The sequence below is a fragment of the Pseudonocardia sulfidoxydans NBRC 16205 genome, assembly GCF_007989085.1.
Classification (GTDB): Bacteria; Actinomycetota; Actinomycetes; order Mycobacteriales; family Pseudonocardiaceae; genus Pseudonocardia; species Pseudonocardia sulfidoxydans.
On the sequence record NZ_BJVJ01000021.1, the window covers coordinates 53,584 to 72,900 of the forward strand.

22 protein-coding genes and 1 tRNA gene are annotated in these 19,317 nt (G+C 73.6%); 11 read left to right on the top strand and 12 right to left on the bottom strand.

Annotated features, from left to right (window positions below; translation table 11 throughout):
* Positions 1-62 precede the first annotated feature (62 nt).
* Entirely contained in the window at positions 63-365 is a 303-nt protein-coding gene (locus PSU4_RS12810; RefSeq protein WP_147107007.1) for a hypothetical protein, read from the top strand.
* A gap of 76 nt (positions 366-441) precedes the next feature.
* On the opposite strand, the gene PSU4_RS12815 is transcribed toward PSU4_RS12810, so the two are convergent.
* The gene (locus tag PSU4_RS12815; protein ID WP_147107009.1) at positions 442-1,659 is read right to left on the bottom strand and encodes a hypothetical protein; all 1,218 of its coding nucleotides are present in this window, start codon (positions 1,657-1,659) and stop codon (positions 442-444) included.
* Positions 1,660-1,862: 203 nt separating this feature from the next.
* Between PSU4_RS12815 and PSU4_RS12820 the strand changes: the two genes are divergently transcribed.
* Both PSU4_RS12820 and PSU4_RS12825 read left to right on the top strand, forming a co-directional pair.
* The gene (locus tag PSU4_RS12820; protein ID WP_147107012.1) at positions 1,863-3,128 is read left to right on the top strand and encodes an aspartate kinase; all 1,266 of its coding nucleotides are present in this window, start codon (positions 1,863-1,865) and stop codon (positions 3,126-3,128) included.
* Entirely contained in the window at positions 3,125-4,195 is a 1,071-nt protein-coding gene (locus PSU4_RS12825; RefSeq protein ID WP_147107014.1) for an aspartate-semialdehyde dehydrogenase, read from the top strand. Before PSU4_RS12820 ends, PSU4_RS12825 begins: the two co-directional genes overlap by 4 nt.
* Positions 4,196-4,251: 56 nt before the next feature.
* Here the strand turns inward: PSU4_RS12825 and PSU4_RS12830 are convergent, their stop codons facing one another.
* On the bottom strand, positions 4,252-5,415 hold the full coding sequence (locus PSU4_RS12830) for a glycosyltransferase 87 family protein (protein WP_147107018.1): 1,164 nt from the start codon (positions 5,413-5,415) through the stop codon (positions 4,252-4,254).
* A 96-nt stretch (positions 5,416-5,511) separates the two neighbouring features.
* Here PSU4_RS12830 and PSU4_RS12835 point away from each other — a divergent pair, with 96 nt between their 5' ends.
* The 3 genes from PSU4_RS12835 (at position 5,512) to arsC (ending at position 6,695) form a co-directional block, all read left to right on the top strand.
* Positions 5,512-6,021: a beta-class carbonic anhydrase gene (locus PSU4_RS12835; protein ID WP_147107021.1), complete on the top strand. Its 510-nt coding sequence runs from the start codon at positions 5,512-5,514 to the stop codon at positions 6,019-6,021.
* A gap of 91 nt (positions 6,022-6,112) precedes the next feature.
* The gene (locus PSU4_RS12840; protein WP_147107025.1) at positions 6,113-6,313 is read left to right on the top strand and encodes a hypothetical protein; all 201 of its coding nucleotides are present in this window, start codon (positions 6,113-6,115) and stop codon (positions 6,311-6,313) included.
* A gap of 22 nt (positions 6,314-6,335) precedes the next feature.
* Positions 6,336-6,695 carry an arsenate reductase (glutaredoxin) gene (gene arsC, locus PSU4_RS12845; protein ID WP_147107028.1) on the top strand — a complete coding sequence of 120 codons (360 nt, stop codon included), beginning with the start codon at positions 6,336-6,338 and terminating at the stop codon, positions 6,693-6,695.
* An 8-nt stretch (positions 6,696-6,703) separates the two neighbouring features.
* Here arsC and PSU4_RS12850 read toward each other — a convergent pair whose 3' ends face one another.
* Both PSU4_RS12850 and PSU4_RS12855 read right to left on the bottom strand, forming a co-directional pair.
* On the bottom strand, positions 6,704-7,765 hold the full coding sequence (locus PSU4_RS12850; protein WP_147107031.1) for a GNAT family N-acetyltransferase: 1,062 nt from the start codon (positions 7,763-7,765) through the stop codon (positions 6,704-6,706).
* A 42-nt stretch (positions 7,766-7,807) separates the two neighbouring features.
* The gene (locus PSU4_RS12855; protein ID WP_246115082.1) at positions 7,808-9,655 is read right to left on the bottom strand and encodes an alpha/beta hydrolase family protein; all 1,848 of its coding nucleotides are present in this window, start codon (positions 9,653-9,655) and stop codon (positions 7,808-7,810) included.
* A gap of 192 nt (positions 9,656-9,847) precedes the next feature.
* Between PSU4_RS12855 and PSU4_RS12860 the strand changes: the two genes are divergently transcribed.
* Complete coding sequence (locus PSU4_RS12860; protein ID WP_147107037.1) at positions 9,848-10,204, top strand: DUF1707 SHOCT-like domain-containing protein; 357 nt, start codon at positions 9,848-9,850, stop codon at positions 10,202-10,204.
* A gap of 13 nt (positions 10,205-10,217) precedes the next feature.
* Here the strand turns inward: PSU4_RS12860 and PSU4_RS12865 are convergent, their stop codons facing one another.
* Complete coding sequence (locus tag PSU4_RS12865; protein ID WP_147107040.1) at positions 10,218-10,796, bottom strand: TetR family transcriptional regulator; 579 nt, start codon at positions 10,794-10,796, stop codon at positions 10,218-10,220.
* Between the two features lie 62 nt (positions 10,797-10,858).
* On the opposite strand from PSU4_RS12865, the gene PSU4_RS12870 reads away from it, so the two are divergent.
* Complete coding sequence (locus tag PSU4_RS12870) at positions 10,859-11,386, top strand: GNAT family N-acetyltransferase (protein WP_246115084.1); 528 nt, start codon at positions 10,859-10,861, stop codon at positions 11,384-11,386.
* 22 nt (positions 11,387-11,408) lie between these two features.
* On the opposite strand, the gene PSU4_RS12875 is transcribed toward PSU4_RS12870, so the two are convergent.
* Together PSU4_RS12875 and PSU4_RS12880 are read right to left on the bottom strand one after the other, a co-directional pair.
* Complete coding sequence (locus PSU4_RS12875) at positions 11,409-12,638, bottom strand: RNA polymerase sigma factor (protein ID WP_147107043.1); 1,230 nt, start codon at positions 12,636-12,638, stop codon at positions 11,409-11,411.
* Positions 12,635-12,994 (bottom strand): YciI family protein, encoded by a 360-nt coding sequence (locus tag PSU4_RS12880; RefSeq protein ID WP_246115089.1) that lies wholly within the window; start codon positions 12,992-12,994, stop codon positions 12,635-12,637. Before PSU4_RS12880 ends, PSU4_RS12875 begins: the two co-directional genes overlap by 4 nt.
* A gap of 170 nt (positions 12,995-13,164) precedes the next feature.
* Here PSU4_RS12880 and PSU4_RS12885 point away from each other — a divergent pair, with 170 nt between their 5' ends.
* Positions 13,165-13,809, top strand: a complete 645-nt coding sequence (locus PSU4_RS12885) for a dihydrofolate reductase family protein (RefSeq protein ID WP_147107049.1) — start codon at positions 13,165-13,167, stop codon at positions 13,807-13,809.
* A gap of 101 nt (positions 13,810-13,910) precedes the next feature.
* The gene (locus PSU4_RS12890; protein ID WP_147107052.1) at positions 13,911-15,125 is read left to right on the top strand and encodes an MFS transporter; all 1,215 of its coding nucleotides are present in this window, start codon (positions 13,911-13,913) and stop codon (positions 15,123-15,125) included.
* Here the strand turns inward: PSU4_RS12890 and PSU4_RS12895 are convergent.
* From PSU4_RS12895 to PSU4_RS12915, 5 genes are all read right to left on the bottom strand, one after another.
* On the bottom strand, positions 15,018-15,719 hold the full coding sequence (locus PSU4_RS12895; protein ID WP_307724784.1) for a class I SAM-dependent methyltransferase: 702 nt from the start codon (positions 15,717-15,719) through the stop codon (positions 15,018-15,020). The genes PSU4_RS12890 and PSU4_RS12895 overlap by 108 nt on opposite strands.
* 64 nt (positions 15,720-15,783) lie before the next feature.
* Positions 15,784-16,884, bottom strand: a complete 1,101-nt coding sequence (locus PSU4_RS12900) for a MerR family transcriptional regulator (protein WP_147107058.1) — start codon at positions 16,882-16,884, stop codon at positions 15,784-15,786.
* 6 nt (positions 16,885-16,890) lie between these two features.
* Positions 16,891-17,559: a HEAT repeat domain-containing protein gene (locus PSU4_RS12905; protein WP_147107061.1), complete on the bottom strand. Its 669-nt coding sequence runs from the start codon at positions 17,557-17,559 to the stop codon at positions 16,891-16,893.
* A 215-nt stretch (positions 17,560-17,774) separates the two neighbouring features.
* Positions 17,775-17,851 (bottom strand) — tRNA-Pro (locus PSU4_RS12910).
* Between the two features lie 35 nt (positions 17,852-17,886).
* Positions 17,887-18,825 carry a metallophosphoesterase gene (locus PSU4_RS12915; RefSeq protein WP_147107063.1) on the bottom strand — a complete coding sequence of 313 codons (939 nt, stop codon included), beginning with the start codon at positions 18,823-18,825 and terminating at the stop codon, positions 17,887-17,889.
* 23 nt (positions 18,826-18,848) lie between these two features.
* Here PSU4_RS12915 and PSU4_RS12920 point away from each other — a divergent pair, with 23 nt between their 5' ends.
* Entirely contained in the window at positions 18,849-19,316 is a 468-nt protein-coding gene (locus PSU4_RS12920; protein ID WP_147107066.1) for a GatB/YqeY domain-containing protein, read from the top strand.
* Position 19,317 lies beyond the last annotated feature (1 nt).

The following is a 19,317-nucleotide window of genomic DNA, read 5'->3' on the forward strand; positions in this document are numbered from 1 at the left end:
CCGGTCCGCGGGACGTGATCGTGTCAGGATGGCCGGGCGGTCACCGAGCGGGCGGGGGGACGATGGTGGTGGGCACCTCGGCGCGTCGGGGCGCGGGCATGGTGGCGACGGTGCTGCGGATCGTCGGCATGGTCATCGTCGCGTTCCTCGTGCTGCACATCGTGCTGACGCTGCTGGACGCGAACCCGGCCAACGGGCTGACGCAGTTCGTCGCCGACGTCGCGGGCCGGTTGACGCTGGGCCTGGACGACCTGTTCCTACCCGCCGAGCCGAAGCTGCGGGTGACGTTGAACTACGGCGTGGCGGCAGCGATCTGGTGGCTGATCACGGCCGTCGTCGTGCGACTGGTGCGCCGAGTCTCCTGACAGACGCCGGGCTCAGATCGCGCCGAGCTCAGATCGCGGCGGGCTCAGATCGCGGCGGGCTCAGATCGCGGCGGGCTCAGATCGCGGCGGGCCAGATCGCGACGGCGTACCCACCGAACCACGCCGACGCCAGCACCACCCCGACGACGATCCCGGCCGCCGCGACGCGGCGCCGCCCAGCGAACTTCGCCAGCGCGACGGCGACCGGGACGAGCAGCGTGAACGCGGGCAGCAGCAGCCGCGCCTTGGACACCATCACCCCGGCGCTGCCGACGTCCATCGCGACGACGATCGCGCCGTAGCAGTAGAGCGTCCACGGCAGGGCGGCCGCGGCGGCGTCGCGCAGCCCGACGACGAGCAGGACCGCGGCGCCGGCGAGGGCGACGATCGTCCCCACCTCGAAGATCGACGGTCCGGACGCCAGGACGGACCCGGCCCAGCGCAGGGTGGCCTGGCCGCCGTCGACGCGGGAGCCCCAGCCAACGGCCTGCACCGTGAACCAGCCGGTGGGCGACCCGGTGCGGGCGCCGACCCAGGCGAGGTAGCCGAGCAGCCCGACCGGCGCGAGGGCGATCGCGGCCCAGGGCCGGGTGCCGTCCTCCCGTTTCCAGAGGGCGACGGCGGCGGCCGCGACGACGACGATCAGCAGCGCCCACGCCGTCGGCCGCACGAGGCCCGCGGCGAGGCAGCACACTCCGGCGGCGACCCAGCGTCGTTCGAGCAGGAACACGAGGCACCAGGCGGCACCGGCGCAGAACAAGGCCTCGGAGTAGGCCATCGAGAGCACGACGGCCATCGGTGCCGACGCGAACAGCGCCACCAGCACCAGCCCGGCCCGGGCGGAGCCGCCGGGGACGGCCCGGCCGAGCCGCGCGATGCCGTAGGCGGCGACGACACCGGCACCGACCGTCACGAGGACCGCTGCGGTCAGCATCGGCATGCCCGTCACGAACCGGACGGTGGCCACGACGGCGGGGTAGCCGGGGAAGAACGCGAGCGGGGTCGCGGCCGTGCGGGCGCCGCCGGCGTCGACGAGACCGAGCGGGACGTCGGAGTACCAGCCCTGGGCGATGCCGAGGAACCAGTGGCCGTCCCAGGCGTCGAGCCGGTCGTCGAGGCGGCCGCCGTTGGCATCGGCGAGGAGCACGAGCACCGCGGTGGCGAACGCCCGGACCGAGAGATAGACCGCGGCGGGGGCGAGCGCGGCACGCACGACGGGGGCCGCCGGGAGGGCGGGGAGCGGGATCGTCGTGACCCCACGACGCCCCCGGGAGGCGTACGTGTCCGGACTCACGGCGGGCCCCCGCACACCCTGCGAGCGGGGGAGAGGCTCGTCGCGAGTCTGTGGCATCGGTCATCGAGGTTAACGTCGCTGCTCGGCGCCGGTAGGCTGGCGTCCCGACCAGCCCCGCGGGCGGTCGGGAGAACCTGCCGACCGGTCCGGGCCCGAGCCGAATCCAGCGTCGTCGTCGAGCGGCGCGGGGACAGGAGGACGGCGTGGCCCTCGTCGTGCAGAAGTACGGCGGATCGTCGGTTCAGGACGCCGACCGCATCAAGAAGGTCGCGGAACGGATCGTCCGGACGCGTAAAGAGGGCCACGACGTCGTGGTCGTCGTCTCCGCGATGGGAGACACGACCGACGAGTTGACCGACCTCGCCGAGCAGGTCTCGCCCGCGCCGCCGGCCCGCGAGATGGACATGCTGCTCACGGCCGGTGAGCGCATCTCCAACGCGCTCGTCGCGATGGCGATCCACTCCCTCGGCGCGGAGGCCCGTTCCTTCACGGGCTCGCAGGCCGGGATGCTCACCACGCCCAAGCACGGCGACGCCCGCATCGTGCAGGTCAACCCGGGCCGGTTGCGCAGCGCGCTCGACGAGGGCTCGATCGTCCTGGTCGCCGGCTTCCAGGGGATGAGCGAGGACTCCAAGGACATCACGACGCTGGGCCGCGGCGGGTCGGACACGACCGCCGTCGCGCTGGCCGCGGCACTCGAGGCCGACGTCTGCGAGATCTACACCGACGTCGACGGCATCTTCTCCGCCGACCCGCGGATCGTCCCGGACGCCGCGCACCTCGACACGGTGACGTACGAGGAGATGCTGGAGATGGCGGCCTCCGGGGCGAAGGTGCTGCACCTGCGCGCCGTCGAGTACGCCCGCCGCTACAACGTGCCGCTGCGGGTGCGCAGCTCGTACAACGACAAGCCGGGGACGCTGGTCGCCGGCTCGATCGAGGAGATTCCGTTGGAGAACCCGATCCTGACCGGGGTCGCGCACGACCGTTCGGAAGCGAAGATCACCGTGACGGGCGTGCCCGACACGCCCGGCATGGCGGCCCGGATCTTCCGCACCGTCGCCGAGGCCGAGATCAACATCGACATGGTCCTGCAGAACATCTCCCACGAGTCGGTCGGCACCACCGACATCACGTTCACGCTGCCCCGCACCGACGGCCCCCGCGCCGTCGCCGCGCTGGAGGGGGCGAAGAGCGACATCGGCTTCGACGAGGTCGTGTACGACCCCGAGGTCGGCAAGGTGTCGCTGGTCGGCGCCGGGATGCGCAACCACCCGGGCGTCACCGCCACGTTCTGCGAGGCGCTGTCCGACGCGGGCGTGAACATCGAGACCATGAACACCTCCGAGATCCGCATCTCGGTCATCTGCCGGGCCGACCAGCTCGACGGCGCCGTCCGTGCCCTGCACGACGCGTTCGATCTCGGTGGCGAGGAAGAGGCCGTCGTCTACGCGGGGACCGGACGATGACCGCGGGGAAGGGGCCGGTCGTCGCGATCGTCGGCGCCACCGGTGCCGTCGGCACGACGATGATCGACATCATCGACGCCCGCGAGACCGTGCCGTGGAGCGAGATCCGGTTGGTCGCGTCGGCCCGTTCGGCGGGCAAGGTGCTGAAGGTCCGCGGCGAGGACGTCACGGTCCGGCTGCTGGAGCCCGAGGTGTTCGACGGCGTCGACGTCGCGCTGTTCGACGTGCCCGACGAGATCAGTGCCGAGTGGGCCCCGATCGCGGCGGCGCGGGGCGCGGTGGCCGTCGACAACTCCGGCGCGTTCCGGATGGACCCCGACGTTCCGCTGGTGGTGCCGGAGGTCAACGCGGACAAGGCGGCCGACCGCCCCAAGGGCATCATCGCCAACCCCAACTGCACGACGCTGTCGATGATGGCCGCCATGGGCGCGCTGCACCGGGAGTTCGGGCTCGAGGCGCTGGTGGTGTCGTCGTACCAGGCCGCGTCGGGTGCGGGTCAGCCCGGCATCGACCGGCTGCAGGCGGAGCTCTCGGCCGTCGCGGGCAAGGACGTCGGCCAGAAGGCCGGCGACGTCGCCGCCGCGCTGGCCGAGGCCGGCCTGGGCACCGACTCGCCGTTCCCGGCGCCGCTGGCGCTCAACGTCGTCCCGTGGGCCGGTTCGGTCAAGGAGGACGGCTGGTCGTCGGAGGAACTGAAGGTCCGCAACGAGTCGCGCAAGATCCTCGGCATCCCCGACCTGAAGGTGTCGGCGACGTGCGTGCGCGTCCCCGTCGTCACCACGCACGCGCTCGCGGTGCACGCGACGTTCGGGCGTGAGATCACCGTCGACGCTGCCCGCAAGGTGCTGTCCGAGCAGCCGACGATCGTGGTGCGCGACGACGCGGCCGCGGGCGAGTGGCCGACCCCGGCCGACGTCGTCGGCGACGACCCGACGTGGGTCGGGCGCATCCGGCAGGCGCTGGACTTCCCGAACACGCTCGAGCTGTTCGTGTGCGGCGACAACCTGCGTAAGGGTGCCGCGCTCAACACCTACGAGATCGCCGAGACGGTCGCGGCGACCCTCTGACGACGGCTCGTGAGTGGCGATGGTCGCTATAGCGACCATCGCCACTCACAGGGGTCTCAGATCGCGTACCGCCACACCGTGAGCGAGTACGCCCCGAACCAGGCCGAGGCCAGCGCCGCCACCACGACGACGGACACCGCCGTCGCGGGGCGCCGTTTGGCCAGGCCCAGGGCGATCGGCAGGAGCAGCACGAACGCGGGCAGCAGCAGCCGCGGCCGCGAGGCCATCACGCCCGACGACAGCCACACCGTCGCGACGACCGCGCCGCCGTAGACCAGCAGCGGCACCGGCAACCGGGCGGCGACCGACAGTCCGAACAGGACGAGCACGCCGATCAGGACGACCGCCGACACGTAGTACATGAGTGCGGCGTCGCGGCTGGTCAGCGTCGCGACGATGAACCTGACGCTGGCGACGCCGCCGTCGACGCCGCCGTCCCAACCCGTGCTCTGGACGGTGAACCAGCCGGTCAGCTCACCCGTGCGGACCGCGACGAAGACCAGGTACCCGGCGACGCCGGCGACCGACAGCAGCGCCCCCGCGACGGGACGCCAGCCGTCGCGGCGCATCACGAGCGCGACGACCGCCGCCACGACGACGGCGAGCACGAGCGCCTCCGACGTCGGCCGGACGAGCCCGGCCAGCCCGCACATCACCCCGGCGAGCAGCCAGCGCCGCTGCAGCAGCCCGACCAGCGACCACGCGGCCAGCGCACAGAACAGCGCCTCCGTGTACGCCATGTTGAGGGTGACGGCCATGGGCGCGGCCGCGAACAGCGCCGTCAACAGCAGGCCGACGCGGCGCGACCCGCCCGGGACGAGCTCCCCGATCCGGGTCAGCCCGTAGGCGGCCGCGATCCCGGCCAGCAACGACACGACGAGCGCCGCGGCGACCTCGTTGCCGCCGAGCAGCGGCGCGACGACCGTGATCGTCATCGGGTAGCCGGGGAAGAACGCGAGCGCGGTGAACGGGGTGTGGCGGCCGTGCCCGTCGAGCATCCTCTCGGGGACGCCGCTGTAGCCGTACTGCGCGATGGCGAGCATCCAGTCGCCGTCCCAGGCGCGGAGCCGGTCGACGGGCGAGACGCCGTACGTCAGCGACAGCCACACCAGCGCCAGGACGCCGACGAGACGCACGGCGAGGTAGATCGCGGCCGGTGCGAGCAGCGTGGCGACGCGGGCGGGCTCGGGAGCCACCACCGGGGCGTCGGTCGCGCTCACGCAACCTCCTCGCGGGCGCTCGGACGAGCGGGGGCCGGTGCCGTGCACCCCACACGCTAACGCGCGATCGCCCCGTCACCGATAACGTTACGGTTCGTGAGCAGCGACGAAATGATCAAGCGGTACCAGGCGGGTGGCGGCAGGCTCGCCGCGGCTGCGGCAGAGGGTGTGGCCGTCCCGCCCGCGCTCAAGACGGCGCTCGTGACGTGCATGGACTCGCGCATCGACACGTTCACCCTGTTCGGTCTCCAGCTGGGTGAGGTTCACGTGCTCCGCAATGCCGGCGGTGTCGTGACCGACGACACGATCCGGTCGTTGACGATCAGTCAGCGGCAGCTCGGCACGCGTGACGTCCTGCTCGTCCAGCACGGCGGCTGCGGCCTCTCGACCTTCACCGACGAGGACTTCTCGGAGTCGCTGGCGGCGGAGACCGGGATGCGACCGGCGTGGCGGACCCACGCGTTCAGCGACCCCATGACGAGTGTGCGCAGGGACATGGCCCAGCTGCGCCACGACCCGTTCCTGCACCCGGACACGACGGTCCGCGGGTTCGTCCTCGACATCGAGACGTTCGTGCTGGAGGAGGTCTTCCTCCCCGACGCCTGACGCACCGTCGCCTGACGCACCGAACAGCGGCCGCTGGTCTCTATCTGAGACGGAGACCACGTCCGGGGGCGAGCCCTGGTAAGCCGTGCGCATGGAGCGTCACCGGTTGGTGTGTCGGGAATGCGGCGAGACCGCGCACGTCGATCAGGTCCCGGGCATCGCCGCCCACCTCGACCCGGCCCACGCCGCCGGTTACCGGGTCGAGGCGGCGGTCGTGGTCTTCCGCGGGCTGTGCGCGTCGTGCCGGGGCGCGGACCGCGAGGTCGGTGTCGGTGGTCGTGCCCGGCGCTGACCGTGCGCCTACGATCCGGTCCGTGACCTCCGAAGACCGGCCCGTCGTCTGGCACAACCCGCGCTGCTCCAAGAGCCGCGGCGCGCTCGCCCTGCTCGCCGAGCACGGCGTCGAGGCCGACGTCGTGCGCTACCTCGACGACGCCCCCACCCGTACCGACCTCGAGGACGTCCTGCGCAAGCTCGGGACCGACGACCCGCGGGCGATCGTCCGCACCGGTGAGGCCGTGTACCGCGAGCTGGGTCTGGCCGACGCCGACCGCGACGCGCTGCTCGACGCCATGGCGGCCAACCCGATCCTCGTCGAGCGGCCGATCGTCGTCCTGGGCGACCGGGCCGTCGTCGGCAGGCCGCCGGAGAAGGTGCTCGACCTGCTGGGCTGAGCCCGGGGTCAGCCCGCCACGGCGGCGGTCACCAACGGCGCCGACACGACGAGGGCGTCGCCGACGAACCGTGCCGTCGGCCGCAGCCCCGCGCGGCGCAGCAGCCGCGTGAGCCGCATGTCTCCACCCGGTGCCGACGCGGCGAGGGTGTCGGCGCCCGCGGCCAGCGCGAGCTCGACGGCCCTGCGCACCAGCGACGTCCCGAGCCCGCGGCCCTGCCAGCCGTCCTCGACGACGACGGTGAACATCGCCTCGCCGCCGCTGTCCTCGAGCGTCACGAGGCCGACGACGCTGCCGCCGTCGATCGTCGTCGCGACCGCCGAGCGGCCGCCGTTCTCCCCGGCCAGCACCGCCTGCAGCAGACCCGGCGCGAGCTGCGGCGACGGGTGGCCGAACCGGGCCAGCCGGGTCTCCGGCGAGCAGCGCGCGTGCAGGGCCGCGACCAGCAGCGCGTCGTCGGGCGACGCGGCGCGCAGCAGGGTCTCGGTGCCGTCGCGCAGCAGCAGGACGCGGTCGTCGGTGGGCGTGCGGGCGGGCGCGGCGAGGTCGAGCTGCGACGCCAGCTCCAGCAGCGCCGCCGCCCGCGACAGCTCGGTCGCGGTGAACGGCCACGCCCGCCCCAGCCGCACCTGCTGGGTGCCGACGCGCAGCGTGTGGGTGTGCGGGTGCCCGGGTGCGTCGGGTGCGACGAGCCGGGCCCGCAGCATCGTCGCGACCGCCCGGGGCGCGCTGCCCGGGTCGGCGGCGACCATGCGGGCCAGGGCGAGCGCCGTCGTCGCCGGGTCGGACAGCTCGGTGGCGTTGGCACGCACGAGCAGCGTGCACGGGATGCCCGCCGACCCGACCGCCTCGACGAGCTCGCCCGCCTCCACACCGTCCGGGACCTTCACGAGCAGCTCGTCGGTCACCGCGCCGTCGTCGGCAGGCTCACCGACGACGTGCAGCGCGACGATGTCGCAACCCGCGCCACCCACGACCGTCGCCAGCTCGCCGAGCCGCCCCGGCCTGTCCTCGAGCTCCACGTGCACGCGCCACAGCGTCACGTCGTCCACCCCCTCAGGCGTCTCCATCGTGGGTGGCGGATGTTTCCGGTGGGCTACACCGGGGTGACGTCACCCCGGGCGGACTCCGGCGAGGGCCCGGCGGGCGAAGTCGATCTCCGTGGCGACGTGGCGGATCGTCATCTCGACGACGAGCGAGCCGTGCCCGGCGTCGAACCGGCTGACCTCGTAGGGCAGGTCGCCGCGGGTGGCCAGCGCGTCGAGGTAGTTGTCGATCTGGCGGATCGGGCAGCGCGGGTCGTTCTCACCGGCGAGGACGAGCACGGGCGCGCGGACGTCGCCGACGTAGGTCAGCGGTGACGCGAGCCGGTAGCGGTCGAGGACCTCGTCGGGGGAGCCGCCGAACAGGGCGCGGTCGAACGCGCGCAGCTGTTCCATCTCGTCCTCGAACGCGGCGACGTAGTCGGCGACGGGAACGCCGCCGATCGCCGCCGCCCACCGGTCCGGCTGCGTGCCGGCCGCGAGGAGTGCGAGGAACCCGCCCCACGACCAGCCTTCGACGACGATCCGCGCCGGGTCGGCCGTCCCCGACGAGACAGCCCAGTCGTGGACGGCGGCGACGTCCTCCAGCTCCGTCGGGCCGGGCCGGCCCTCGATGGCGTCGCGCCACGCCGAGCCGTAGCCCGTCGAGCCGCGGTAGTTGACCTCGACGACGCAGAACCCGGCGTCGACCCACGCCGCGCGCATCGCGCTGAACCGGTCCTCGTCGGCGTGGTGGGGGCCGCCGTGCAGGCTGAACACCGTCGGGTGCGGGCCGTCGCCCTCCGGTTCGGCGACGAGCGCGTGCACCTTCCCGCCGGGGCCGTCGACCCACACGTCGCGCACCGGGACCGAGCCGGGCGGTCGCTCACCGGGCGGGGCGACCAGCACACGGTCGGTGCCGTCGGGGTGCAGGGCGCGGATCGTCGCCGCCTCGGCCGCCGACGACGCCGTGTACTCGACGGTCCCGTCGGGGCGCACCTCGGCGGACCCGACGGTGCCGGGCGCGGTGGGCAGCTCGGTGAGGGTGCCGTCGGCCAGGTCGTGGCGGAACAGCCGGACTCGGCCGGCGTGGGTGTGCCACACCAGCAGCGCGGCCGCGTCGGGATAGAAGTCGGCGACGACCTCGCCCGGCAGGTCGAGGACGATCTCGGTCTCGGTGTCCGCGGCGACGTCCCAGATCAGCAGCTCCTCGCGGCCGCGGCGCTCGTGCAGCAGCAGGAGCCGCTGGTCGCCGGGGACGGGGCTGAACACGAGCGGCGTGAGCCCGAGACCGGGGCCGTCGGACTTCTCCGCGACCGCCGCACCGTCGGACGTGCGGTGCACCCGCAGGTCGGGGTGGCGTGAGTCGCCGTGCTCGGAGTGGCTGACCGCGAGCAGCGTCTCGTCCTCGGACAGGGCGCCCACCCCCGCGTCCTCCGACGACTCGTACACGATCTCGGCGGGCCCGGAGGAACCGTTGCGGTGCAGCCAGATCCGGCTGCCGTCGTCGGTCGACGTGCCTGCCGCGACCAGCGTGCGGCCGATCTCCAGGCCCGCGGGGTAGCCGTCCTCGACGCCGGGGATCGCGTCGGCCGGCCGGTCGCCCGCGGGCAGCCCGGCGAAGGGCTCGCTGACCCAGCGGCCGAACTCGTCGCCGTCGGTGTCGTCGAACCACCAGACATGCTCGCCGTCGGGCGGCAGCGTGGCCGAGTGGGTCCCGGCGGGGCGGCTGGTGACCTTGCGGTGCAGGTCGGTGGCGCGATCCCAGGTGTGCACCTCGGTGGTGCCGCCCGCGTTGGACGTGTAGACGCAGCGGTCCGGCGCGTCCTCGGCCCACTCCGGCCGGGACATCCGGACCGCGGTGAACCGGGCGCGCCAGCGCTGCTCGCGGGCGTCGTCGTCGAAGAGCCTGTCGGGGACGGCGGCGTCGGGATGCACGCCCCGATCCTGCCGGGTCACCGGCAGCCCGTGGCACCGGGTGCGGCCCACGGGCGCACGTCGGGGCACGGCCGCCGCGGGTCGTGGCACGATGGCCGTCGTGAACGAGCCCGTCCCCAGTGACCGGATCCGGGTGTCCGACGCCGAGCGCAGAGCGGTGCAGGACATGCTCCTGCGCGCCCAGGGGCAGGCCTGCTCGACATCGGGGAGTACGACGAGCGGGTCCAGGCCGTGTGGGCGGGCAAGACCCGCGGCGACCTCGCCCTCGTCACCGCCGACCTGCCCGACGTCCCCGACGCACCCGCGCCCGCTCCCGCCCGTCGGACGCCGGCGACGCCGCGCGCGATCTTCTCCGACACCGGCGGCGGTACCGCGATGCGGATTCTCGCGATCGTCTTCACGAGCGTCGTGGCGGTGAACGTCGTCGTCTGGGGGATCGTGAGCGTCACGAACGGCGAGCTCATCTACCCGTGGTTCGTGTGGACGGTCATCCCGATCGTCGTGCTCGGGGTGATCTACGTCGCCGGGATCGGGCGCCCGCGCTCCTGACCACCGCGCGGCGTCAGCTCGTCGAGTCGTCGACGATCATGCGCAACGCCTCCGCCAGGTCGCGTCCCGTCGGCGCGGCGGACGGGTCGACCGCCCACTGCACCAGCGTCCCCAGCAGCAACGACTGGTAGAACGCGCCCAGCACCCGGGTGCGTTCTTCGTCGTCACCCGTGGCGTGGAAGGTCAGTGCCAGGTCCTCGCGGGTGAGGTCCGCCGCGGCGGCGAGCGCCGAGCGCACCTGCGGCACCCGCGGCGCCTGGGCCAGCGCCTCCACCGTCGCCGTCGTCATCCGCTCGTCGCGGGCCACGCGCTCGACGACGCGTTCCCACGTCCGCTCGAACCGGTCGAGCGGATCCGCGGCCGGAGCGGCGGGTGTGTCGTCGGTCAGGGCCTGGTCGACCGCCTCCGCGCACTGCGCCGTCGACGCCACCAGGGCGGCGGCCAGCAGGGCGTCCTTGGAGCCGAAGTGGTAGCCGATCGAGGCGAGGTTCGTGCCCGACGCGGCGACGACGTCGCGTGCCGACGTGCGGCCCCATCCCTTGTCGTGCAGGCATTCCTGGGCGCCCGCCAACAGTTCCTCGCGATGACCCACATGATCACCCTAACGTCCGTCTCAGACGCCCGTACACATTCGCGGCTGGGTATCGTCCGGACGTGTCCGAGCACAGCGTCCGACCCGCCCGGCCCGCCGACGTCGAACAGCTCATCGCGATCGAGAACGCCGCCGGGGAACGGTTCCGCGAGATCGGGATGTCCTTCGTGGCCGACGACCCGGCGCCGTCGACGGACGAGATGCTGAGGTTCGTCGTCGCCGGCGTCGTCCGTGTCGTCGACATCGACGGCCGGGTCGCGGGCTACCTGCAGTCGGAGGTCGTCGACGACTGCGCCCACATCGAACAGGTGTCCGTCGACCCCGTCCACATCGGACTGCGCGTCGGGCGCGCCCTGCTCGACGACAACTCCGAACGCGCCCTCGCCGCCGGGCTCTCGGCCGTCACCCTCACGACCTACGTCGACGTGCCCTGGAACGGGCCCTACTACCGGCGCCGCGGCTTCCGGGTACTCACCGACGACGAGATCACCCCCGGTCTCGCCGCACTGCGCGCCGAGGAGACCCGCCGCGGTCTCGACCGCCGGCCCCGCTGTTGCATGCGCCTCGACCTGCGGGAAGTCCGCCTGTGAGCGGCGATAGTCGCTATAGCGACTATCGCCGCTCACGACCGGTCCGGACGGCGCGGGACTCCAGGTAGCGCCGCTCCGGCAGGCTCGTCGTGAGCCGGGCCGCCTCCCGGTAGGCGGCCCGGGCCTCGTCGTGCGCGCCCGCCATCTCCAACAGGTGCGCCCGGACGGCGTGCAGCCGATGGTGCGCGGCCATTCGGCCGTCGGACCGCAACGTGTCGAGCACGTCGAGACCCGCCAGCGGCCCGTCGGCCATCGCGACGGCCACCGCCCGGTTCAACGTGACCATCGGGTTCGGCTCCACCCTGGCCAGCACCCCGTACAGCGCGACGATCTGGCGCCAGTCCGTGTCCTGCGCACGGGCCGCCTCGTCGTGCACCGCCGCGATCGCCGCCTGCACCAGGTACGGGCCCGGCGGATGCCACGTCAACGCCTCGGTCACCAGCGCGACACCCTCCTCGATCATCGTCGCGTCCCACCGCGACCGGTCCTGATCCGCCAACGGCACCAGCGCACCCGACGCATCCGTCCGCGCCGCCCGCCGCGCATCCGTGAGCAGCATCAACGCCAGCAGTCCCGCCGACTCGCCCTCGTCCGGTGTCGCCCGCCGCAGCTCCCGCGCCAGCCGCACCGCCTCCGTCGTGAGGTCGGTGCGTTGCAACGACGGGCCGGCCGACGCCGTGTACCCCTCATTGAACACCAGGTACAGCACCTGCATGACCGCTGCCAGCCGCGCCGCGCGCTCCGCCGGCGGCGGCATCGTGAACCGGGCGCCCGCCGCCCTGATCCGCTGCTTCCCCCGGCTGATCCGCTGCGCCATCGTCGCCTCCGGCACCAGGAACGCCGCCGCGATCTCCGCCGTCGTCAACCCGCCGACGGCCCGCAGCGTCAACGCCACCTGCGACGGACCCGACAGCTCCGGATGACAGCACAGGAACAGCAGCCGCAACGTGTCGTCGTCCGGGCCGGCCTCGCCGGGCGGGACGGCGGCCTCCAGCGCCACCACCGCGTCCTCCCGGGCCCGGCGCGCGCTCTCGCTGCGCCACTCGTCGGCGAGTCGTCGCGTCGCGACGGTCAGCAGCCACGCGTGCGGCTTGTCCGGCACCCCCTGTCCCGGCCACTGCGTCGCCGCCGCCAGCAACGCCTCCTGCACCGCGTCCTCGCACGCGTCGAACTGCCCGTGGCGGCGCACGAGCGTGCCGAGGACCTGCGGCGCCAGGCCGCGCAGCAGGTCCTCGACGACGCGCGACGTCACATCTCCGCCCCGGAGTCGTGCATGACCGCGCGCACCTCCAGCACCCCGCCACCGAACCGGACGTCGGGCCACGACGACGCGATCTCCACCGCCCGCTCCCGCGACGCGCAGTCCACCTCCACGTACCCCGCGAACTGCTCCTTGCTCTCCGCGAACGGCCCGTCCGTCACCGCCGGGCGGCCGTCGACACCCCGGATCGTGACGGCCGTCGACGGGTCGGCCAGCGCCTGCCCGCCCACCAGCTCACCCGTCTCCGTCAGCTCGCCCATGATCCGGTCGACCTCGCCGAACAGCTCCGTGCGCTCGTTCTCGGTGAGCTCCTCGACGAAGCCGGGACGGTTGTGGATCAGCAGCATGTACTTCACGACGATCGCTCCTCGCGGTCGGCCGCGCCCCCCGTCGGGGCGCGTCACACAGGATGGTCGGAGCCGCTGCCCGGCGCTCGACATCTTTTCCGCCCCGTGTGTCGAGAAGTTCGTGAGGGCTCCGACCTGATGGTGATCCCGACGAAATCCTGGAGGACCCGATGACCGGAAAGCTGCGCGTGAGCGTCGCCGTCTCCCTCGACGGCTACATGGCGGGCCCCGACCAGAGCCTCGACGCGCCCCTCGGCGTCGGCGGTGCCCGCCTGCACGAGTGGTTCTACCCGACCCGCACCTTCCGTTCGATGGTCGGCGAGGAGGGCGGCACCACGGGTGTCGACGACGGTGTCGCGATCGCCGCGGCCGCGGGCGTCGGCGCCACCATCATGGGGCGCAACATGTTCGGCCCCGTCCGCGGCGGCTGGGGCGACGAGTCGTGGACCGGCTGGTGGGGCGACGACCCCGTCTACCACCACCCCGTCTTCGTGCTCACCCACCACGAGCGTGAACCCGTCGAGATGAAGGGCGGCACCACCTTCCACTTCGTCACCGGCGGCATCGAGGACGCCCTCGCACAGGCCCGCGCCGCCGCCGGGGACGCCGACATCCGCATCGGGGGCGGCGCCGCGACGATCCGGCAGTACCTGCAGGCCGGGCACGTCGACACCATGCACCTGGCCGTCGTCCCCGTCCTGTTCGGCCGCGGCGCGCGCCTGCTCGACGGCGTCGACTCCGACGGGTACGTCTGCACCGAGCTGGTGGCCTCGGAGAAGGTCACGCACGTGCGGTTCGACCGATCAGGCGGTTGAGTTCGACGTGAGGGTCGAAATCGGCGGCCGGGAGAACCCTGACGTCGAACTCGACGAGCTTCGGCCTGGGGTGCCGAACTGTCGGGGCCCCGGGGGAAGCTCTGCGGGTGGAGCGCGGGCCGGGGCGGAGGTTCCGCCTCCTGTGGGCGGCGTTCGCCACCAGCGCGGCAGGGACGTGGCTCGCGTTCGACGCGTTCCCGCTGATCGCGATCCTCGTCCTGCACACCGGGCCGGTGGAGGTGTCGCTGCTGGCCGCGGCGGGCCCGGCGGCGGGGGCGGTGCTGGCCACGTTGACAGGGCCGTTCGTCGCCGTACGGCGGCCGCGGCCGGTGATGATCGGCGCCGACCTCGTGCGGTTCGCCGCGCTGGCGACGGTCCCGGTCGCCTACCTGCTCGGATGGCTCGCCGTGCCGCAGCTGCTGCTCGTCGCGGTGGTCGTCGCGGCCGCCGACATCGCCTTCACCGCCGCGAGCGGGGCGTTCCTCAAGACGGTGGTCGCGCCGGGCGACCTGCTCGTCGCGAACGGGCGGTTCGAGTCGACCACGTGGGTCGCCACCGCGGTCGGGCCGCCGTTGGGCGGGTTCGCCGTCGGTGTGCTGGGCCCGGTGACGACGGTCGTCGCCAACGCCGTGAGCTTCCTGGCCTCGGCGGCATGGGTCCGGCGGATCGGGCCCGTTGCGCGGGAGCCCACGATCGCGGCCCCGAAGGTCCGGCCGCGCGATCTCGTCGACGGCTGGCGGGTCCTGCTGGCGCACCCGGTGCTGCGGCCGTTGCTGCTCAACGTCGTCGCCGTCAACTCGCTGATCATGGCGACGGCGCCGCTCGCCGCCGTGCTCATGCTGGGGGAGCTGGGGTTCGCGCCGTGGCAGTACGCGCTGGCGTTCGGGGCGCCGTGCGTCGGCGGGCTCGTCGGTGCCCGGATGTCGAGGCGGCTCGTGGAGCGGTTCGGGGAGCCGGCGGTGCTGCGCGTCGGCGGCACGCTGCGGGCAGTGTGGTCGGGGGTGATCGCGTTCGTGCCGGCCGGGCCGTGGGGGATCGTGCTGGTGATCGCGGTGCAGTTCTGCCTGGTCGGGTGCGCGGGACTGTTCAACCCGGTGCTGGCGACGACGCGGCTGCGGCTGCTCCCCGACGAAAGCGTCGTGCGCGCGCTCACCGCGTGGTCGGTGTCGACGAAGGCGGCCATCGCCGCCGTCACCGCCCTGGGCGGTCTACTGGCCGCCGTGACCGGGCCGCGCGTCGCGATCGCCGCAGCGGGGGTGCTGCTGCTGGCCACTCCGGTGCTGCTGCCCCGACGCGTCCGGGTCGCCGACAGCTGAGCGTGCGGTCGCCGCGCGGATCGGCCTGCGGCACAACAGGACCCCCGCCGGCGGCAGGTTCCGCCACACCGTGCGGCCGTCGACGACCTCGTCGAAGTACTCGTCGAGCAGCCGACGGAACCGGCGTGCCCCCGACAGGCCCGCCGCGTGCCGGTACGCGAACGTCGTGAAGGCGCCGTCGCGGGCGAGGACGTCGCGCACCGCGCCGAGGATGGTGCGCTGGCGGCTCTCGTCGAACAGCGACCACGGCAGCCCGCTGACCACGGCGTCGACCGGGGCGTCGACGATGGTACGCAGGTCGGCGGCGTCGCCGTGCACGATCTCGGTGTCGGGGAAGCACTGCCGCAGGTGGCGGGCGAAGCCCTCGTCGATCTCGACCGCGAGATGCCGGCCGTCACCGGGGAGGCGCCGGGCGACGGCACGGCTGACCGTCCCCGACCCGGGCCCGAGTTCCGCGACGAACGGGGAGCCCGTGCGGGGGACGACCGTGGCCAGAGCGTCCGCGAGCCGGCGACCGCTGGGAGCGACGGCGCCGACGAGCTGAGGTCTCCGTGCGGCCACGCCGACGAACACGGATAGATCTCGGGAGGTCACACAGCCAGCGTCCCAGGAAAACGGGGTGGAGGCGGAGCGGGCGACCGGGTGATCGTGGCGGCGATCACTCCGTGTCACGCAGAGTCGACACGTATGTCGCAGTGGCCGCCACCCCGGGGTCGTCGTCGGCCACGAGCTCGGCCAGCGCATGCGACGCCACGGGACCCGGAATCCCCGCGAACGCCTGCGTCAGCCGACGCCGGGTGGCCGCGTCGAGGCCCTCGTCGGCGAGCCGGTCGACGAGCATCGTGGCGATCTCGTCGGCGGCCCCCGGCTCGGCCGGCCCGGCCCACTCGGTCGCCTCCGCAGGCTCGGTCGGCTCGGCGCGTTCGGTCGGCTCGGCCCACTCGGTCGGCTCGGCGCGTTCGGTCGGCTCGGCCGCAAGGATGCTCAGCGCGTCGGCGGCGTCGACGTCGTCGACCCCCGCCACGATCATGTCGACGAGCGTCGGTGCGGTCCCGGCGACTCCGCGGCTCCCCAGCAGGAGCGCGGCACGCCGGCGGACGACGAGGTCGTCGCTCGCCAGGGCCCCGCGCAGCACCGGCGTCGCGGCCTCGTCGGGCAGCTCGGCGACGGCCTCGACCGCCCGCCTGCGCACGTCGGAATCGGGGGAGGACAGGGCGTCGGCCAGCAGCGCGAGCCCACCCGTCCCAGACCGCTCCAACGCCCACCGCAGGGCACCGGCGACGTTCGGGTCGGTCTCGCTCAACGCCGCCTCGACCAGTGCCTCCACGGGGACGGCGACGTCGTCGGCGGACAGGGCGGCCCGCTGGCGGCGCCCCGCGCTGTCGGACCCCAGCCCCTGCAACAGCGCGATGACCTGCAGCACCTCCTCCCAACCGACGGGCTCGGCCGCGCTGATCCGGCGCAGCCGCGTCAGCAGCTCCGTCTCCCGCGCGATCCGCTCCCGGGTCCGCACCACGAGATCGTCGACCAGGTCCGAGGGCGTGAACCCCGGCTCGTCGAGCGCCCGGCCCACCTCACGCAGCGACAGGCCGAGCGACCGCAGGATCTCGATGTGCAGGATCCGCCGGATGTCGGCCTCGGAGTACTCCCGGTAACCGGCTCCGGTGCGGCCCGTCGGCCGCGCGAGGCCGAGGGCGTCGTAGTGCCGCAACATCCGCGCACTGACCCCCGACCGACGGGCCACGTCACCGATCAACACCGACCGTCACACCTCCACCGCCGTGTCACCGAGCGCCACCACCCGCTTCGCCTCCTCGACCGCGAGCTCGAACCCCGCGTCGGGGTCGAGCCACAACCGTCGTGTGGCGACGGCGTGCGGCCGCATCCGCGGGTCGGAGGCCGCCTGGTCGAGGACCGGCAGCATCACCTCGCCGAGCCCGATCAACGCCCGGCTCAGGCTCAGCTGCACCTCCCGGTCGCCGCGCCCGAGCTGCGTGACCAGCACCCGGGCCAGCTCACCCCGCTCGTCGTCGGGCACCAGCACCACCGCGGCACGCCAGGCGGCGCGGGCCACCTCGTCGTCGGGGTCGGTGAGCAACGCACCCGTGATCGCGGGCCACGCGCTCCCGTCCCTGATCTTCGACAGGGTGTGCAGTGCCTGGCTGCGCGCCTGCGCCCGCGGCGACCGCAGCTCGTCCACGACCAGCGGCACCGTCGCCGACGCCGGGTGCCGGGTCAGGGCCCACGTGAGCAGCTCGCGTACCGAGAAGTCGGGCTCGACCGCGCACCGGGCGACTAACGTCGTCACGTGCCCCGGGTCCGGGGTCGTGCCCGCCGCCATCACCGCACGCAGCCGCACGGACGCGTCGGCGTGCTCCAGCACCCTGCGAAGGGCCTGCGCGGGGGTCTGCGCGACGGTCTGCTCGGGGGTCATGGGGACCACCTCCTCGACCTCAGTCCAGACCTTGACACTGTGTCAAGGTCAAGACATCGCCCGGTGTGGCGCGACGCACGAAGTGTCCTGCTCCTGGATCACACGCCCGAGGGCTGGCGCACCGCCCCGCGCTACCTGGTCCACACGCACCCGGCCGAGCGCCGGGAACTCCGGGAACGAACGAAGGCCCAGGTCGACTGACCTGGGCCTTCATGTGGTCGGGGTGACAGGATTTGAACCTGCGACCTCTTCGTCCCGAACGAAGCGCGCTACCAAGCTGCGCCACACCCCGATTGCCCGCGAACTTCCTGCGAGCCGTCGTGAACTCTACCCGACGTCCACAGCCGCCGACGCGGGGGTTCCCTGTTGCGCGACACGGCCGGTGGGACGCGCGACGAGCGTCAGCAACGAGGCTTCCGGCGGGCACGCGAAGCGCACCGGGGCCCACGGCGAGGTGCCCAGACCGGCCGACACGTGCAACCAGGTGTGCGCCCCCCAGCGCGAGGCGCCGCGGGCGCGGGAGCGGTCGATCCCGCAGTTGGTGACGATCGCGCCGACACCCGGCATCCGCAGCTGCCCGCCGTGCGTGTGGCCGGCGAGGACGAGGTCGGTGCCGTCGGCGGCGAACCCGTCGAGCACCCGCGGCTCCGGCGAGTGGGTGAGGCCCAGGCGGAGGTCGGCGTCGTCGACCCGGCCCGCGATCCGCGGGTAGCGGTCGAGCCCCAGGTGCGGGTCGTCGACACCCGCGGCGCTGATCCGCACGCCGTCGATCGTCAACGGCACCCGGTTGTGCGTGGCGTCGTCCCAGCCGCGCTCGACGAGCGCCGCGCGCAGGTCGCGCCAGGGCAGCGGGTCGCCGTGGCTGCGCTTCTCGTTGCGGCCCAGGTAGCGGGCCGGGTTCTTGGGCGTGGGGCCGAAGTAGTCGTTGCTGCCGAACACGAACAGACCCGGCCGCTCCAGCAGCGGGTTCAACGCCGCCAGCACGCTGGGCACGGCACGCGGGTGCGCCAGGTTGTCGCCGGTGTTGACGACGAGGTCCGGCTCCAGCGACGCCAGCTCGGCGACCCACCGCTGCTTCGACGACTGGCCCGGCGTCATGTGCAGGTCGGACACGTGCAGGATGCGGACCGGGCGCGAACCCGGCGCCAGCACCGGCAGCGAGGCCTCCCGCAACGTCCAGCGTCGCCGCTCCACACCCGCCGCGTAGGCGAGCGTCGCGGCCCCGGTCGACGTCGCTCCGAGTGCGACTCGCGCCCAGCTCTTCACACCGCCAGGGTACGTTCACGCCCGTGAGCGAACTCAAGCAGCGCCTCCGTGACGACCTGACGGCTGCCATGAAGGCTCGCGACGATTTGGTCAAGGGCACCCTCCGGATGACGCTGACCGCGATCGGCAACGCCGAGGTCGCCGGCACCGAGGCCCGCGAGCTCAGTGACGACGAGGTGCTCAAGGTCATCGCCAAGGAGGCGAAGAAGCGCGCCGAGTCGGCCGAGGCGTTCTCCGCCGCCGGGCGGGCCGAGCTCGCGGCGCAGGAGATCGCCGAGGGCGAGGTCCTGGCCGGCTACCTGCCCACCCAGCTCACCGACGACGAGCTGGCCGTCATCGCGGCCGCCGCCGTCGCCGAGACCGAGGCCGAGCTGGGGAGCGCGCCCGGCCAGCGGCAGATGGGCCAGGTCATGAAGAAGGCCAACGCCGCCGCCGCGGGCCGGGCCGACGGCGGCCGGGTGGCCGCCGCCGTGAAGGCCCTGCTCGCCTGAG

Excerpts from the sequence above, each read along its gene's own strand:
- PSU4_RS12810 (WP_147107007.1), top strand. The coding sequence starts at position 63 with ATGGTGGTGGGCACCTCGGCGCGTCGGGGCGCGGGCATGGTGGCGACG.
- PSU4_RS12825 (WP_147107014.1), top strand. The coding sequence starts at position 3,125 with ATGACCGCGGGGAAGGGGCCGGTCGTCGCGATCGTCGGCGCCACCGGT.
- PSU4_RS12840 (WP_147107025.1), top strand. The coding sequence starts at position 6,113 with ATGGAGCGTCACCGGTTGGTGTGTCGGGAATGCGGCGAGACCGCGCAC.
- PSU4_RS12850 (WP_147107031.1), bottom strand. The coding sequence starts at position 7,765 with ATGGAGACGCCTGAGGGGGTGGACGACGTGACGCTGTGGCGCGTGCAC.
- PSU4_RS12880 (WP_246115089.1), bottom strand. The coding sequence starts at position 12,994 with ATGCTGCTGATCCACAACCGTCCCGGCTTCGTCGAGGAGCTCACCGAG.
- PSU4_RS12885 (WP_147107049.1), top strand. The coding sequence starts at position 13,165 with ATGACCGGAAAGCTGCGCGTGAGCGTCGCCGTCTCCCTCGACGGCTAC.
- PSU4_RS12905 (WP_147107061.1), bottom strand. The coding sequence starts at position 17,559 with ATGACCCCCGAGCAGACCGTCGCGCAGACCCCCGCGCAGGCCCTTCGC.